Raw genomic sequence first — 16831 nt, 5'->3', positions numbered from 1 at the left:
ATGTTCAAGAATCTAAGATTTTCAGCCATCCTTCTTGCGATGGCATGGCTTGGAGGCATTGACGCGCTTCAGGCACAAATCACGACATGGGATCAACTTTACAACGCCTTTCAAATTGGCGGCAATATTACGCTGACCCAAAACATCACCTATTCAGGGACAAAAGGCGCAATCGTTGTTCCATCAGGGAAAAACGTAACCCTTGACTTGAATGGTTACACCATTGACCGTCATTTAGATGCCGGAAGCACCGTGCTAAAAGGCAACGTTTTCCGAATCTCAAGTAACGCCACATTGACAATCAGAGACAGCAGCAAGAATGCAGAAAATCCTTTCGGGAAAGGCATTATCACCGGTGGAAATGCCGGCGAAACACCTGACAAATACGGCGGTGCCATTTACTGCGAAGGAAACCTGTATGTCTACGGCGGAACCATCAAAGGAAACCGTTCGAAGGACTCTGGCGGTGCTGTCTACCTCAAGTCAGGGAACATGATGGTTTCCGGCGCGGCTTTTACGGACAACAGCACTCCCATGCACGGAGGGGCAATCTTTGTATACAATGGAGCTTCATTGAACATCAGCAATGTTGGCGGAGATGATACGAAGACGCTTTTCCTTTCGAATATTGCCGGAGCTTGTGGCGGCGGCATTTGTAACGAAGGTGCGATGACGATCACTGGCGGAGAGTTCAATTCAAACATAGGTCAATGGGGCGGCGGCATTTATAATTCCAAAAACCTGAATGTCAGCGGCGGACACTTTCATGGGAACCGTTCATCAGCTATCCAGAATCAGGATTTCACTCTTTTCGACCTGACGGGCAACCCGCTTTTTGAGGGAAACAGTTCAGATTACGGAGCTGCAATACAATTCCAGTCATGGAGTTCGGGACATGCAAATGAATGCTACATAAAAGGCGGAACTTACAGGAACAACCAGGCAATTGGCGGCGGTGCCCTGACGGTGAGATGCAATCCCGGCTTCATCAACCTGAAAATCTCAGGAGGTCTGTTTGAGGAAAACGAAGCCGTTTTTGGAGGCGTAATCGACATTACCGGCGGCGGAGAGGTAACAGTCACCGGCGGTTCTTTCCTGAACAACAAAGCCATGGGAAGCGATAACAACAATGCCGAAGGCGGCGTATTCAAAAACAACGGAAAACTGACAATCTCCGATGGCGTCTTTGAAAACAACACAGCGGATTTCGGTTCGTGCGTTTTTCAGAACGGCATGATGAATCTCTCCGGCAATCCTGTCTTTGGCACAAATGATGACGTGTACCTGCGCACCGACAAGGTCATCACCAAATTCGGCGACATCGCCAATACGGTGCTGGTTCCCGTGGCAGTTCAGGACGAAGTCATTTACCGCGACATTCTTGTCACCTCGACGAATCACCCCGTCGAATCAGCCGACCTTGCCCGAATCGACATGCGCTTGGTGAATGCAAATTCGCCGGTCCTTCATGCCGAATTCACAGCCTCCGATGCCATGACAGGCACTCCTGTCATCGAACTGTTCGCTATCCTTTGGACGGATTATGTGACAAAGTTTGCCGATGTTCCTGAAAACACTTATTTGACCGATGGCGACGGCAATATCACGTTGAAATCCAAGGAAGCCTTGGCTTGGCTCATTTCCGTAGTCAACGGGCTGAACGGACAGACCGCCAACACCATGAGCGGCAAGACCGTCACGCTTACTGAAAATATCGACATGGCAGAACACATTTGGGTAGCCATCGGTTCGGGTGGCAATCCGTTCAAAGGCATTTTCACCTCAAACGGCAGCACCATCAAGGGACTTGTCACGACGGCTGATTACGGCATCCCTGGCCTTTTCGGAAAGGTTGATGGCGGCACAATCAAGAATGCCTTTGTCGAAGGTTGCGAATTGATGGCAGCCGAAGATGGCTACTACGGCATCATAGCCGACACCATTACAAGTAATGCCACCGTTCACAGCTGCGAAGTCCTGGGGACAATCGAGGCTACAAACGGAAACACGCACATTGGAAGCGTGGTTGGTTTCGCTGAAACGGGCACCGAAATCCATTCCGTCATTTCATACGCTACGCTGAAAGGTTTCGATATGGGCGGCATTGTGAACAAACTTGATGGTTCTCTGAGCAACAGCTACGCCAAAGCGACATTCGTTAAGAAAGGATCGGAAGACGGAAAAGGCCTTGCCTATTCGGGCGGCGACATTGCCAACTGCTACTATGTGCAGGATGGAAGTTATAAGTATAAGAATGGTGAAACTGAAACCGATTTTCTGATGCCTCCACATCATCCATATCAGTATGGAGAAACAGGCTGCACGGTGAGCAGCAACAGAATGGTCGATATAATGAATGATTGGGGCAACACCAACGGTGCAATCAAGTACGCATTTTGGTCACAGCCACTCACCATTGGCATCAACGGCGACAGTCCAATACTGAAGTTCAAGGACTTCAACACAATGTCGAGCAAAAATGCCTCATCACCTTATCTTTACTACGGTGATTTGGACAACCAGATAAACGCCAACGAGTACACGACAATGTTCTTTTACGGTAAAAAAACCAATTCCACAACAAGCTACAGCGGCAACGGACTCTATATTGACCAAGACGCAGCTATCATCAACACTGGCGACATAAAGGCACACACAAACCGTCTAATACAGAATCCGACCCAAAGTTGGCATCTCTATGCCTCACCATTGGCCGATGGCAAAATCGGGTTCAACTATGGCACTGACGAGCAAGTTGCATACAACAACGAGCAAAATCCATGCAACGTCAATTTGATGGATAATGGCATTTTTCCATCAGACACACCTATAACCTCACTTGATCTTTACTGTTTCTACGAACCCGAATACCATTGGATTAACCTGAAGCGCAACAAGAACAGCCACTGGCACATGAACGCCACAGACATACAAATCAAATACATCGGAAACGACAATCAGCCCAATGAAAACAGCCCTGAGACCAACAACAGCATACTGATACCAGCCAAAGGCTATCTTGTGTCTATCGATAAGCCAAGCTATCTACGGTCGGAAGGCTCTTTGTCGAGAGGCGACATTAGCATTCCTGTCACGGCAAAAGCCGGCTATCTTAACAATATTCAGAGCATTCCTGTCAGCGAAGGAACGGAATTGAAAGGCTACAACCTGCTTGGCAACCCCTACCAAAGCTACCTGAGCTTCGCCAGATTCGCTGCCGAACAAAGCAACGCTATTTTATTCGGAAGCGCGACACCAAGTTTTGTTGTCTACGATGTCAACCAAGGCGGCTATGTGCCTGGCTCCAGCATCCAGTCGTCAAAAGGCTCATTGGCCGCATCAGACGAAATCAACATGCACCAGGGATTTTTCATCGTCGCCTCCAACGAGGGAGCAGCCACCTTCACCAATGCCATGCGCACGGTCACAGCTGCTAACGAAAACATACATTTCCGCGACGAACAGCCAACCTATCCGCTAATCAACCTGAAAGCCACAGATTCCGACGGCGAAAGCGACATTGCCGTGGTTGAATTCGGGAGGCCACAGACAGAAGCCGCAGCCAAGATGAAAAACATCGGTGCCAACGGCAAAGTGTATTTCCGCCATGCCGACAATGACTACGCGCTGCTCTATCTCAGCGAGGCGGTTGACCAATTGCCAGTCTGGTTCGATGCCATTGAAGGCGGCACCTACACCCTGACTTGGAGCACCGCCAACGCCGAATTCAATTATCTCCATCTTATCGACAACATGACGGGTGCCGACATCGACATGCTTACAAGCGGACACTACACTTTCATCGCAAACACCAGCGACTACAAGTCTCGCTTCAAGATGATGTTCTGCTTCACGAGTGTTGAGGAAAATTCGGGCACTGAACCTGTCGAAATGTTCGCCTTCCTGCACGACAACACACTCACAATCAACGGCAAGGGAATGCTTGAAGTCATTGACTTGAATGGGCGCATCATCGCCAGCAAAAAACTTACCGACGCTCATAGCACCATAAGCCTACCCCATGCAGCCATTGGCGTGTATGTGCTGAAACTCACCGACGAAAGCAATGTGAAGATCCAGAAAATAATAATTGAATGACAGTTAAGATAAAGTATAAGCAAGTGGTCAAAATTAAACTGCAATAAGAATTGGTTATCGATTTTCAGTTATCAGTTTTCAGTTGTCGGTTTTCAGTTTTCAGTTGTCGGTTATCAGTTATCAGTTTTCAGTTATCAGTTTTCAGTTATCAGTTAGTAAATTGTCCAAATGTCTAAGAGTCTAAATGTCAAATAGTCTAAATGTCCAATTGTCTAAGAGTCTAAATGTCCGAATCACCTTCAGAATGTAAACTAATTTTACACAACTACTTGCAAGAAGAAAGAAGAAAAAAACAATGAGGCAAAATCTTCCTCAAGAATCAAAACCAAGTTTTCACCATAATAAAACCAACAAAACATGAAAAAGAGAATTTTGATAATGGCAACCGCCTTGACGCTCACAATCTCGGCTTCGGCACAAGTGTTCATACTTGAAAACGATGAAGAATCGCGCGAAGAAGAGGAATTAATAGGCTTCAACATCGACAATCCAGATTTTGGCGAAGGCACCGATTTCTACGCTCCCATCGGTAGCGGTGCGTTGTTGCTCGCCGTTATGGGTGGAGCCTACTATCTGCTGAACAAGCGAAAAGAGAAATAAGATGTTAAGTAAGTGGTCAGAAATAAACTACATTTTAAAACCACTCATTTCGACAGGCTCAATGAGCAGTAAATCAGCTTGCTGAGCCTCGCTCCCTGAGCTAAGGTTGTTGAGCTTGCCGAAACATCGAAAGGGGCGAAGCATTGCGCCTTTTATGTAAACTAAAGGACAAGCTCTGAACGGCAATATTAGATGAGCCAAAACCTAATAATCCGCCATAATTATCTCAATACGATAGTTATGGCGGATTATTTGAAGAAAAGAATTCAACTAACGACAAATCAACTTAGCAAAGTGTCTTCCACCAATTTACGCATAAACGGAAACATGGGTCCCCTATTGCCTAAGAAAACCATCATCAGGCAGGCAAACGGGAGAACCTTTGCATCGATTTCGGCCAAACCTTCAGGCGTATCGGCACCGAAATACTCACGGACAAAGATGCGCCACACTTCCTGCATTTCCTTATTATGGACATGATAGAGTTTGAAAGTCAAGTCGTCATCGTCGCAATGGCAAGTGAAATACACCATGCCTAAATCGAAAAGCGGGAAACCGTAGCGGAAATCGGCCAAATCAATCCAGTAGTTTTCAATGCCATTGGTGATGATGTTGCCGATATGCAAATCGCCGTGCAAACAAGTCGTTGCATCAGGCACGGAATCGATGAAAGCATTGATTTTGGCTTTCTGGGCATCATCATAATTCCTCGATTCCTTTACAGATTGCCTAAACACATCTTTTGCCGAAGGGAACAAATCGGTGCGGCAAGGCGTTTCGTGCAATTTCTTCGTCAAATGGGCAAACCTGACGGCATATTCCTCTAACTTTTCCGGTTCGATGGAGATGGCGCGTGCAAACGATTTCTTGGGATTGATACGTTCAAATTCAACACCAATACGGACACCATCAGTCACCAAACGATAAGCCTTGGGCACCCGCAAACCCATTTCTTCCAAGACAACCGAAACTTGCAACTCGCGTGCCGGAAGATTCAACGGAATGAAATCAGAATAGAGCTTCACCATCGACTTGCCGTCCTTATGATTGTAAGTCAACGATGTAAAGCCATCGCCACTCTGCTCATAATCATCCATATTCAGGATGTCAGGCTTCTGCTTTCCAAAAACAACATCTATCAAATATACAAATTCCTGATAGGCGAAAGTGTCGGACAAATCCTTCAAGGCATCGGCGAGACCCCTGTAATGCCATTCATGGTCAGCACGGCCATTCGGAGCATGGAAACGCTGCCAGAGTTCATCGCCTATCGAATGATAATCCTGGAAGATTGTCCTCATGTTCGAGAGTTTGTCGCCCATTGCAACCATTTTTGCATCCATCGAAGCATGAGCAAGATGATTGATGGCCGCCTCTTTCCTGCTGTGCCACGAGGCGACTTTATCCAAACCAGGTGTGCGTTCTTCACTTTCGTCAGAGACCAAGTCCGCCACCCTGTCGCCAAACTCGGCACGAATCTGTTCAATGGTGACATCAGTATCTTCCACTGTATCGTGCAAGGCTGCCGCTGCGAGCAATTCCTGATCGGATGTCATCGAAGCAACGACACTTACAACTTCCAATGGATGAACAATATATGGAAAGCCTTTCCCCCGTCGTTCGGTGTTGGCATGAGCCTTCACAGCAAATTCAATCGCTTTATCAAGCAGCTTTGAATCAAGATATTTATTTGACATGATAGCAAGTGTTTTTTTCTAAGTAATTATTCAAGTTTTCGGTTATCAGTTATCGGTTATCGGTTTTCAGTTTTAGGTTATCAGTTATGAAATAGTTCAAAATTGTTCAAAAGTTCAAAAACGTTACTTTAGACAGACGCAATAAATCGCGTATCCACTTTTTCACTTTTCACCTTTCCACTTTCACCTTTCCACTTTAAAACTTTCCCCTTTTCACCTTTCCACTTTAAAACTTTCCACTTTCACCTCATATTATCTTAATCCGTTGCACTTGTTCCATTGAACGTTTGGCATGACTTGCATTATAGCTGTTCGAGCCATAAATTTTTTCATAGAAACGTTGCAATTCGTTTTCTCCGCCACCTTGTTTCACAATATAGACGACACAAAGGTTTTGCAAAGCCATCGACAAGGTCACGATATCCAAGTCGGTGCCGGCAAACTGGTGAAGAGCCAGTTGGTAAGCCGACTCGAAACATTCCTTCTTCATTCTTTCCACATCGCCCAAAGTTTTCAAATCCAACGAGACGAGTGCTTCGAGAAAACGCATCAGATTGTCCCGCTCAATTTCAGCCTGATTGACACCGGCAATGGCATTAATCAACTTATCGAATGGATTCAGGGTAAGGTAGCTGCGGAAAGTGTCGCCATTCAGAGGAATTTCATCGAAATTGCCGCTTGCCACCATCCTATTCATTTTACGACGATATTCGGTGATATTTGTCCTGAGTAAACTAAACTGTTCGTCGGCCAATTCAAGCAATCCAGCCAGGCGGCTCAGACTACGCAAATACTCTTTCGGAATCTCAATGCCCGACTTGTAGCCTGTGTCGTGATCCATCGTCGCCCAAACATGCTGCAATGCCGTACGCATTTGAATCTCAAAACGATATTCATTGATTTGAGGGCAATTCTCATCATAATACAAAGATTGCGGGATGCGACAGATGTAATGCAATGACATATAGCCGAAGCGATCCGATTCGAACTTTTTTCGCTTATCAACCGAACATTCCCAATCGATATCAAAAAGCTTTTCGACCAAGGCCGCAACCTTATCGACTTCCTCTTTGTAAAAAGTAATGACACGCGCCCCCACAATGTCGGTCAAATCAGAAAGGCTTTTGTATTTGTAGCCTTTCAATTCGAGTTTGCCCGCCAGACTTTTTTCGGCCTTCACGCGGCTCTCAATGGCATTCACATAAATACCCTTGCTGCGAATAAACTTCGCAAGTTGCCCATGGATAATTTCTTCCATTTTCTGAAAAGCAGGCAAATCATCGCGGTATTCGTCCAGAATCATCTGGCAATGCATATCCAATCCGTAGTATTCCTTTTCACTCATTTGTATTCCAAGTATCTGTTTTTCAACACCTGTCTATCCTCATCGGTCAGACAAAGCTGTTGGGTTAAATAATCATCAAGCGATCCGTAGGTGGCATCAATCAGATGAAGTGCATCAACGAAATATTCCGTATTGACACCGATAAAAGTTTGGACAACCTTATCCTCCTCCACGCCGCCACCATTAGCATGGATACGTTCTTTCAGGGCTTTTATTTCGTCCTGATAAAACCAATTCGACATATTAAAATCATCAAGAATAAGTTCCTCGTCGGCACCAAGGGCAGCCAACAAGAATGCAGCTCCCAAGCCCGTGCGGTCTTTTCCTTGGGAGCAATGCCAATAAACAGCACCGTCCGGGGTATTGATAATGGACTGAAGGAAAGCCGCATACTGAAGCTGGGTGTATTCATTGACGACCATATCCGTATAGATGTGACGTGCAATATCCTGGACTTTTGGCGATGATGCGTGAGTCACAAGATAGAGAGGCAGATTCCGATAAGCCTCGGCAGGCAAAGTGGAAGTGCCGAGTTTCTCCAACTGCGGGTCAATGGTCGGCAACCAAGTCGATTTCACACCTAACATTTCAGGATCTGGCGTATGCTTCACTTCGCCATCGGTACGAAAATCGAACACATGACTCACATGAAACTCATCGCGAAGCCGCTTCAAATCAGACTCAGTCGCCTGGCAAAGAAGGCCGCCACGCAACAGTTTTCCATGACGGACGACACCTCCGTCAGGCATAACGTAGCCGCCCAATTCGCGGGCATTCGGAACGCTTTCAAGACCTATCGAATTAGGAGCAAGCATATTCACGCATACCATTCACATGACTGTTTCTCGCCCGCAATCCAAATTCTGTCGCCTACATTGAGCACATCGTCAGGTTTAGGATTCGTGACGAATTCGTTGCCGCGCAAGATGCTGACTATCATGCAGCCGGCGGCACGCATCCCGTTTTCACGCAGTGATTTGCCGACAAGCACCGATTTTTCGTCCAAATCGACAACTTTCACGACAAATTCCTGAGGAACGAAATCCGCTTCCGAATTCGTGTTGTCGTTGATAATCTTGCGGAATTCATCAATCTGTTTCGTGCTGCCGACGGCAAGCAATATGTCGTGCGGATAAATCCTTTCGTCGCCACGCGGCACACGGATACAACGCTTGCCGCGCATAAGTTCGATAATGTTCACATCAGAAACATGACGGAAAGGCATTTCACGCAAGGTCTTGCCAATGTGCATGAAAGCAGGAGAAATCTCAACGCTTTCGATATGGACATCATAACTTGCCAATTTATCCTGAACTGATGTGGTGATTGGCTTGGCGGCACGCTCACGCTTTTCCTTTTCATTCAGGTTAGCCGTAAAGGTATCTTCGATAAACGACAGTTTCTCGATGCGACGTTGTGCAATGTAATAGACAGCAATAGAAAACACAACGAGCAACAAAATGGCCCAATATTGCAAGTTAAGGAACATGAAAAACGGAATTGCACCGGCAAAAGCAGCTACGACGATACGGAAAGACTGCAACGACAAAACGCCCCACTTGTTCTGGGATTTTTCCATAATCAGCAGTTTAGCCGATTCGTTGGCAGCCGTTCCATTTGTAACCAAAGCAATCAGGAAAGGCGACATGACAACCACCGTGATGATGGCAGCAATCCAGCCACGCAAAGTGCCGCTCCATGACGGGAAGGCACCTTCGAGCCAGCCAACCAAATAATATTTCGACAACAGCACCACGCCTGCCAGCAACACACCGAACACCAACAGACGGGTAAAGAACTGCTTGAGCAGCTTTTTCCATTCGTTTTGGGCTGCCGCAGAATCCTTCTTATTGGCATCGGCCGATGGCTCGAGACGCTCAATCAATTTCTTCGGCAGTTTGCTACATACCCAGTCACTCACAGGGTCAGCGGCCTTAATCATATAAGGTGTAGTGAACGTGGTAATCACCGAAACGGCAATGATGACCGGATAAATGAAATCGCGCATCACGCCCAAAGAGCAGCCCAAACCGGCAATGATAAAAGCGAACTCACCCAACTGGGCAAGACTGAAACCGACATGCAATGAGTTTTTCACCCCTTGACCCGTCAAGAGAGCACCGAAAGACGAGAAAAACAGAATGCCTATCATGGCGGCAACCGTAATGACCAGAATGACTAACCAATATTCGCCGATGACAGCCGGATCAACCATCATGCCGACCGACACGAAAAACACGGCGCCAAACAAATCCTTGATGCTGCCAATGAGATGCTCAATGCGTTCGCCTTCAATGGTCTCGGCAAGAATGGAGCCCATCACGAAAGCACCCAAAGCCGACGAAAAACCAACACCTTCGGCAACGACAACCATCACGAAACAAAGGCCAATGGCACTGATGAGCAAAATTTCATCGCTCAGGAAACGGTGCGCCCATTTCAAAAGAAGCGGAATGAGGTAAATACCCACCAAGAACCACAACACGATGAAGAATCCCAGTTTTGCCAAAGCAAGCATCATTTCGCCTCCGGCGAACCGGTTGCTGACCGCCAATGTAGAAAGCAACACCATGAGCAACACGGCAATCAAATCCTCGAAGACCAAGGAGCCGAAAAGCAAGGTGGAATGAGGACGGCTCTTCAAGCCCATGTCATCGTAAGCCTTGATGATGATTGTGGTCGACGACATCGAAAGAAGGCCGCCTAAGAAAATGCTTTCCATTGTTGTCCAGCCGATTATGTCGCCAAGCAGAATGCCGACAGCAAACATGCCGATACATTTCACACCAGCCGTAACCAAGGCACTGCTACCCACCTTTATCAGTTTCTTAAAACTGAATTCAAGTCCGAGGGCAAAGAGCAAAAAGATAATGCCGATTTCCGACCATTGCTCTACACTTTCCATCCCGATTGGGAAAAGGCCTAAATGAGGGCCAACGATAAAGCCCGCCACAATGTAGCCCAAAATCAAAGGCTGCTTCAATGCCTTTGAAATCACGGTGAAAACACCAGCCGCCATCATGATGATGGCCAAATCCATCACTAAATCCATCTTATTTTATTCTATTTTTATTCTTCAAATCAAATACTATTATTAATGAACAACACATCGTTGGCCCGAAGCACCGTTGCCCCATGAGGAATCAGCGTTTCTTCGCCACGCCGAACCAAAAGCACCTGCGCCTTTTCGACGGGATAATGACGCAATTCCTGCCCGACATATTCGCTTCCAACCGGAATGGTTTCCTGCTTCACTATACATTCGCTCACACTCTTCGCAGCCTTAGTGCAGATGATTATGCGATCGCCTTCCAAAATCAACGTATGTCCGTTCGGAACGACTTTCTTTCCATCTTCACGGCGTATCATGCAAAAAAGCACTTCCTTCGGAATGTCCAAATCCATTATTTGCTTTGAAATCCAATGATGACCCGACGGAATAACAAATTCAGAAAATTGCAAGTCTGTTTCATCCTTAAAGTCGGTGAACGTCATCATGACATTTGAATCTTTGTCAATCAGTCCCAGTTTCTCAGCGGCAAAAGGAATCAAGGAACCCTGCAAACCGATGGAAAGCAATACGATGCAGAAAACGATATTGAAAATATCTAGTTGCAACACACCGGCACCCGAAATGGCGACAATGGCAAACACAATGGAAGCCGCACCACGCAAACCGCATAGCGAAAGCAAAGCAATCTGTCGGAAACCATATTTCCTGCCAAAAGGCAAGAGCAAGACGGCCAAAGTGACAGGTCTGACAAGTATCAGCAAGGCCAGAAATATCACCACTGCCGGCAAAATTGACCTGCCTAAATCGGCCGGATGTGCCAACAAACCGAGCATGAAGAAAATCAAGACCTGCATCAAACCCGTAAAGCCGTCGAAATAATGCACCATTTCCTTCTTGTCATGGAGTTCATGATTGCCAATGATGATACCGACGATATAGACGCTCAAATAGCCATTGCCACCAAGCAGCGAAGGCAAGGCGTAGGCAAAGACGGCAACCCCCATCAGGAAAAGCGAGTCGAAGCCCGAAGTGGCGAAACAGATTCTATTAAGAATGTGAACCGCAACTTTTGCAATCAGGAAACCTAACAATGCGCCAATTCCAAGCTGTGCAAAAAGCATCCACACCACACGCCCCGCCGTGATGCCTCCGTTCACTACCGAGAGCATGATAATGGTCATCATGTAGGAGCATGGGTCGTTGGAGCCGCTTTCCATCTCCAGCAACGGAGCCAAACCATTCTTGAGGCCTAGCTTGCGCGAACGCAAAATGGAAAACACCGAGGCAGCATCAGTGGAAGATACGACGGAACCAATAAGCAACGACTCAACCCAATCCCATTGAAATGCATAATGGCAGAAGACACCAGTAAGGAGTGCCGTAAAAATGACTCCCACGGTGGCCAGCAGCACCGATTCGGTGACAACAGGCTTGGCCGAATCCCAACGGGTTCCGAAACCACCGTAAAACATGATGAAAATCAAGGCTGCCGTGCTGATTTTTTCAGCCATGCCGAAATTCAGGATTTCAAGTTTCAGCAAACCGTGGTTACCAAGCACAAGGCCAAACAAAATGAAAGCCAACAAGACTGGCATTCCCACCTTGAACGAAGCATTGTTCAGGAATACGCAAATCAAAATGATCAAGGCAACGAATAACAGAAATGTGTTCATGGCTCTATTTCAACTTAATCGACATTATGGTGATATCATCATTCTGATCGTTCCCTGCGGTAAACTTCTGCACGTCGTCAAGCAAATTCCTACATGCGAGTTCCTCACCCTCAATGTTATCACTCGATTTCGCCCAAGCCAAAAGACGGTCGTTGCCATATTGCGACTTATCGAAACGCTCGGCTTCCGAAACGCCATCCGTATAAAGCAAAAGCCTTGTCCCTTTTTCCAAATCCACTTCCTGCATCTCGAACTTGAAGCCAGGCCACACGCCAAGGGCGATATTCGGTTTTTGAGGCAGGAAATATGGTTCAGCTCCATTTGTCGGAATCACCACAAGCGGATTATGGCCTCCGTTGCAATAAGAAAGATGTCCCGTCTCAAGGTCGAGGCAGCCCATGAAAAGCGTCACAAACATGCCCGACTCGTTGCCATCGGAAATCGTATTGTTGATTTTGCCCAACACTTCATCAAGTTCTTGTCCAAGCCCCAATATGAAGTTGGAAAGTATTCGGGTTATTGACATGAACATAGCAGCGGGAACGCCCTTGCCCGACACATCACCGATGGTGAAATAGAGTTTGTTGTCACGAACCACGAAATCGTACAGGTCGCCACCCACTTCCCTTGCAGGTTGCAGCAAGGCAAACAAATCGAAATCGGAACGTTGCGGGAAATTGTGCGGCACCATGTTTTGCTGGATGCTGCGTGCAATGTTCAATTCACTCTCAAACCGCTCATTCGAGGCCGTCGTCAATCTCAATTCCGAGATGTAGTCATTCAATGTAAACTGCATGTAGGCAAACGAATCGTGCAAGCGCCGCATTTCATCGTTGGTATCGACATCGGCCAGCTGGGCATGGAAATTGCCCTTAGCCATGTTCATGGCCGAAACGGTAAGTTCGGTGATAGGCTGCGTGATGCGCTTGACAGTACGGTGACAGAGAATGAACATAGCCAGCAGACCGAACAGACACACCAAAACCAAAATTGAATCCATCAAATGAACTTTTTCCAGCACATCACGGTACTGGCACACGATGGCCGCCGTCCAGCCGTTATCCAAGGGACCGAACACTGCAAAAGATTTTATTCCTTCATTATTGACGAATTGCATCACACCGCTGTGGCCAGACATCATTTCATCTGCAATTTTCTGAATCTGCCTATTGTTGGCTCTTTTTGCCGTAGAGTAAATCGTTTCATTAACTAAACCGTTTTGGGAAGATTGGTTGACATAACTGCCGTTACGACTAATGACAGATAAGTAAGAATGTTCGTAAGGTTTGATGGAACTGATCTTTTTCTCAATCCATTCCAAGGAGATGTCAGCAGTAACGACCGCATACACAACGCCCTGCTTGTTGAGCAAAGGATAACTATAAGTCGACATGACACAATTGCCGCCGCCTTCATCGAAATACGGGTCACTCCAATAAGGCTTTCTGGTCTCGTACGGGATACGGAACCAATCCATCGCAAAATAGTCGTATGAATCGCAGCCTATCTGTTTAGTTTCCAATACGCCGTTCACATCCGACGAATAGACTTCAAAGTAATACATCGTGCTATCGAAAGCAAACGGAACGAATGCCACCGCCGACCCGACAATGTCGAGATCCTTCACCACGCCACTGGTCAACACATGCAAAGTCTCTTCGTCACACTGATGGTTTTTTAAGTACCAAGCCGCATTGTTCACCTTTTCCTCAATCGGGACAAGTTTTTTCTCAATATCATTGATGGAAGCATTAAGGATGTTCTGTGCCGAGCGTTTCGCTTCCTGAGTGATCAGTTGGTGCGAATAGAATGCCACGATGCCAAGGGAAATGAGAAACAAGACAGAAACGGCCAGCATGATATGCAGGCTCAATCGCGTGGAAAATGATCTTCTCTTCATCATCTTTCAATGGGTATTAATTTGGCAAAACCAATTTTACAGCCTTTGGCAAAATATCGAAACTGAACTTGGTGCCTGGAAGCATTTCTCCATCGATGCACAATTCCATCATCTTTGGCGAATACACTTCAACATGCTTGACCTGCCGATAGATAATCTTATTCTTGAAGCTCTTGCTTTCCAAATGTGTACCTTTTTTATAAATAGGTATCAACCGCAAAAAGCCGAGCAAAGTCAGAGGCTTAATGAAACAAACATCCATCAGGCCATCGTCCATAACGGAAAGCGGTGCGCAACGGAAACCACCGCCTATATATTGCCCATTGCAAACCGCGCACAACAACATGAAGCAACGGCCCAGCTTTTCGCCATCAGCCACGACCTTTATCCTGTTGAAACGGGCAGTGAGAATGGCACGAACTATTCCCCATTCATACGGATCCTTTCTACCTGCCTCCAGATATTCATTGGCGGCAGAACCAGCCACAGAATCGAAGCCGAAATCACACACATTCAGCGAATAGCTGTCGTTGATTTTGATGATGTCGACTTCCTTGACGCTTCCTTTCAGCAACGCCTTGACGTCGGTGAAATCCTTGCCGGGAAAACATTTCACAAAATCGTTCCCTGTTTCACCCAACTTAATGATGGCCATGCAGTTGTTGCCGAACCCAACGATTCCTGAAGCCACCTCACCAATGGTACGGTCGCCGCCGCAGGCAACGAAACAAACCCTTTCGTTAGGGTGCAAATCGCTATAGATGCGCACTACACGGGTACCATCGCCGATGCCTTTTGTCACATACACATCGACGATGTCGCCATTTTCCTCAAAATATGGCCTCGCCGCCTCAATGTTTTTCTTAAGCAGTTCAGTGTTTGAGGTTATTTCTTTTCTTCCGTTGATGATGAAATAGTATTTCATCACAAATCAGATTATGGTTATGATGTTCGAGAAGCCTGTGATGTCGAAAATCTCTTTCACCTGAGGCTTCATGTTTTTCATGATCATCTTGCCTTGACGGGCATTAACGTTTTTCTGAAGCATAAGGAACAATCGCAGACCTTGGGAAGAAGTATACTCCATGTCGGTGCAGTCAAATTCAATGTCGGGTTTATCCATTTTCATCAGAGGCGCAATGTCTTGCTGGAAACGCTCCGCATTGGTTGTGTCGAGTCTGCCATTCAAAACCACCATGGTCTTGTCAGCTTCTTGTGTAATAATAACGTCCATTTTATTTGATTAATTGATGTTTTTCTTCATTGTTAGTTTGTTTCTTCCATTTTCATAGGCATACGCCATTTCGTCCATCAGCTGTTTGCACAGGAAAATGCCCAAGCCGCCTATAGGACGGTCTTCCGCTGAAAGGGTAATGTCAGGATCATCCTTGTCGAGGGGATTGAACGGTTTCCCTGAATCCTCCAAAGTTATAAACAGTTCATTTCCTTTGATATAAGTTCCTACTTCCACAAAGCCGTTACCGCCTTCGTAGGCATAGTCGACGACATTTTCAACAGCTTCCTCAATGCACAAACGCAGTTTGAAACGAAGCTCATCATTCAGCGGCATATCATCGGAAGCCATCAGAGCCTCAATGATTTGCGCTGTTTTTCCAGCTATTGGTTCAAATCTCACTTTCATACTGATAGATTTTTTTGCAAAAATATATAATTTAGGCGAATGCTTTGCATAAAGCGAGAGATTTAGTGAGAATTTTAAAAAAAACGGCAAAACCTTGGCCAAAACACGCTTATGCAATGACCTCAAACCCCTTCAACCTGTCGGAGGTGTATGACGGAGACTTCAACCCCCTTCAACCTGTCGGAGGTGTTGCATCAAGACCAATTTTCGTTGCCCGATAAACTTTGGGCATCTATACATTTAGACCCAAACATTAGACGCAGAATGAAAATCCCGTAGACTCTCGACAAAGTCAAGGAATCCGCTTCGCGTATTCCCCATTAACTACGTTGAAATGGATATTGACTACGTCGAATCTAAAAGATTTCACCGACACGAAGTGAGGTAATCTTCGATTTCGCCAAATTCGTAATATTCGCGGTCGAAAAAACATCGTGGTTACAAATTGGATTGCAGTGTTCTTTCCTGCCTGCCGGACGTAGAGAAAGGACCGCGAATTGGGCGAATTAGGCTAATTATGCGAATTTGGACTTGCTGACGCAAGCCTTTGCCTGACGGACGCTGATAAGTAAGTGGTCGGAAATAAACCACATTTTAATTCTCTCATTTCGACAGGCTCAATGAGCGGATAATCAGCTTGCAGAGCTTCGCTCCCTGAGCTTGTCGAAGGGCAAAGCATTGCATCGTTTATGTAAACTAAATATGCTCATCTTCTTACAGAAAAATCAGTCATTATAAACTATAGCCAACTAATTTTGCTCACCTACTTACTATTTGACCCAGCATGATGAATGTAAGTTGGAAAAAGCCAAAAGGCAGGTAAGAATCGAGCGGTCGCGGGATTCGGAGGCGGATAGAGAATG

Annotated in this window: 11 protein-coding genes; 2 read left to right on the top strand and 9 right to left on the bottom strand. The window is 46.2% G+C overall.

From position 1 onward, the window contains the following. Positions 1–4098: a T9SS type A sorting domain-containing protein gene (locus tag AC06MN_RS09475; RefSeq protein WP_475672127.1), complete on the top strand. Its 4098-nt coding sequence runs from the start codon at positions 1–3 to the stop codon at positions 4096–4098. Between the two features lie 357 nt (positions 4099–4455). Further along, positions 4456–4698, top strand: a complete 243-nt coding sequence (locus AC06MN_RS09470; RefSeq protein WP_475672126.1) for a hypothetical protein — start codon at positions 4456–4458, stop codon at positions 4696–4698. Positions 4699–4979: 281 nt separating this feature from the next. On the opposite strand, the gene AC06MN_RS09465 is transcribed toward AC06MN_RS09470, so the two are convergent. The 9 genes from AC06MN_RS09465 to AC06MN_RS09425 form a co-directional block, all read right to left on the bottom strand. Further along, positions 4980–6395, bottom strand: coding sequence for an HD domain-containing protein (locus AC06MN_RS09465; RefSeq protein WP_475672125.1), 1416 nt, complete (start codon positions 6393–6395; stop codon positions 4980–4982). A 247-nt stretch (positions 6396–6642) separates the two neighbouring features. Further along, positions 6643–7740: a GTP pyrophosphokinase gene (locus AC06MN_RS09460; RefSeq protein WP_475672124.1), complete on the bottom strand. Its 1098-nt coding sequence runs from the start codon at positions 7738–7740 to the stop codon at positions 6643–6645. Continuing rightward, a complete protein-coding gene (locus tag AC06MN_RS09455) occupies positions 7737–8570 on the bottom strand; it encodes a tyrosine-protein phosphatase (RefSeq protein WP_475672123.1) in 834 nt (277 codons plus the stop codon). Before AC06MN_RS09455 ends, AC06MN_RS09460 begins: the two co-directional genes overlap by 4 nt. Continuing rightward, entirely contained in the window at positions 8558–10792 is a 2235-nt protein-coding gene (locus tag AC06MN_RS09450; protein ID WP_475672122.1) for a cation:proton antiporter, read from the bottom strand. The genes AC06MN_RS09455 and AC06MN_RS09450 overlap by 13 nt, the downstream gene beginning before the upstream one ends. A 29-nt stretch (positions 10793–10821) precedes the next feature. Next, complete coding sequence (locus tag AC06MN_RS09445; protein WP_475672121.1) at positions 10822–12426, bottom strand: potassium/proton antiporter; 1605 nt, start codon at positions 12424–12426, stop codon at positions 10822–10824. Between the two features lie 4 nt (positions 12427–12430). After that, a complete protein-coding gene (locus AC06MN_RS09440) occupies positions 12431–14329 on the bottom strand; it encodes a SpoIIE family protein phosphatase (protein ID WP_475672120.1) in 1899 nt (632 codons plus the stop codon). Positions 14330–14342: 13 nt separating this feature from the next. Further along, the gene (locus AC06MN_RS09435; RefSeq protein ID WP_475672119.1) at positions 14343–15251 is read right to left on the bottom strand and encodes a diacylglycerol/lipid kinase family protein; all 909 of its coding nucleotides are present in this window, start codon (positions 15249–15251) and stop codon (positions 14343–14345) included. A 6-nt stretch (positions 15252–15257) separates the two neighbouring features. Further along, entirely contained in the window at positions 15258–15560 is a 303-nt protein-coding gene (locus tag AC06MN_RS09430) for an STAS domain-containing protein (protein ID WP_475672118.1), read from the bottom strand. 9 nt (positions 15561–15569) lie between these two features. Next, on the bottom strand, positions 15570–15968 hold the full coding sequence (locus AC06MN_RS09425; protein WP_475672117.1) for an ATP-binding protein: 399 nt from the start codon (positions 15966–15968) through the stop codon (positions 15570–15572). Positions 15969–16831 lie beyond the last annotated feature (863 nt).

Source organism: Candidatus Limimorpha sp. (assembly GCF_056203535.1).
This window is presented reverse-complemented; position numbering and strand designations above follow the sequence as displayed.

Excerpts from the sequence above, each read along its gene's own strand:
- AC06MN_RS09430 (WP_475672118.1), bottom strand. The coding sequence starts at position 15,560 with ATGGACGTTATTATTACACAAGAAGCTGACAAGACCATGGTGGTTTTG.
- AC06MN_RS09440 (WP_475672120.1), bottom strand. The coding sequence starts at position 14,329 with ATGATGAAGAGAAGATCATTTTCCACGCGATTGAGCCTGCATATCATG.
- AC06MN_RS09455 (WP_475672123.1), bottom strand. The coding sequence starts at position 8,570 with ATGGTATGCGTGAATATGCTTGCTCCTAATTCGATAGGTCTTGAAAGC.
- AC06MN_RS09465 (WP_475672125.1), bottom strand. The coding sequence starts at position 6,395 with ATGTCAAATAAATATCTTGATTCAAAGCTGCTTGATAAAGCGATTGAA.
- AC06MN_RS09445 (WP_475672121.1), bottom strand. The coding sequence starts at position 12,426 with ATGAACACATTTCTGTTATTCGTTGCCTTGATCATTTTGATTTGCGTA.
- AC06MN_RS09450 (WP_475672122.1), bottom strand. The coding sequence starts at position 10,792 with ATGGATTTAGTGATGGATTTGGCCATCATCATGATGGCGGCTGGTGTT.
- AC06MN_RS09435 (WP_475672119.1), bottom strand. The coding sequence starts at position 15,251 with ATGAAATACTATTTCATCATCAACGGAAGAAAAGAAATAACCTCAAAC.
- AC06MN_RS09475 (WP_475672127.1), top strand. The coding sequence starts at position 1 with ATGTTCAAGAATCTAAGATTTTCAGCCATCCTTCTTGCGATGGCATGG.
- AC06MN_RS09425 (WP_475672117.1), bottom strand. The coding sequence starts at position 15,968 with ATGAAAGTGAGATTTGAACCAATAGCTGGAAAAACAGCGCAAATCATT.
- AC06MN_RS09460 (WP_475672124.1), bottom strand. The coding sequence starts at position 7,740 with ATGAGTGAAAAGGAATACTACGGATTGGATATGCATTGCCAGATGATT.
- AC06MN_RS09470 (WP_475672126.1), top strand. The coding sequence starts at position 4,456 with ATGAAAAAGAGAATTTTGATAATGGCAACCGCCTTGACGCTCACAATC.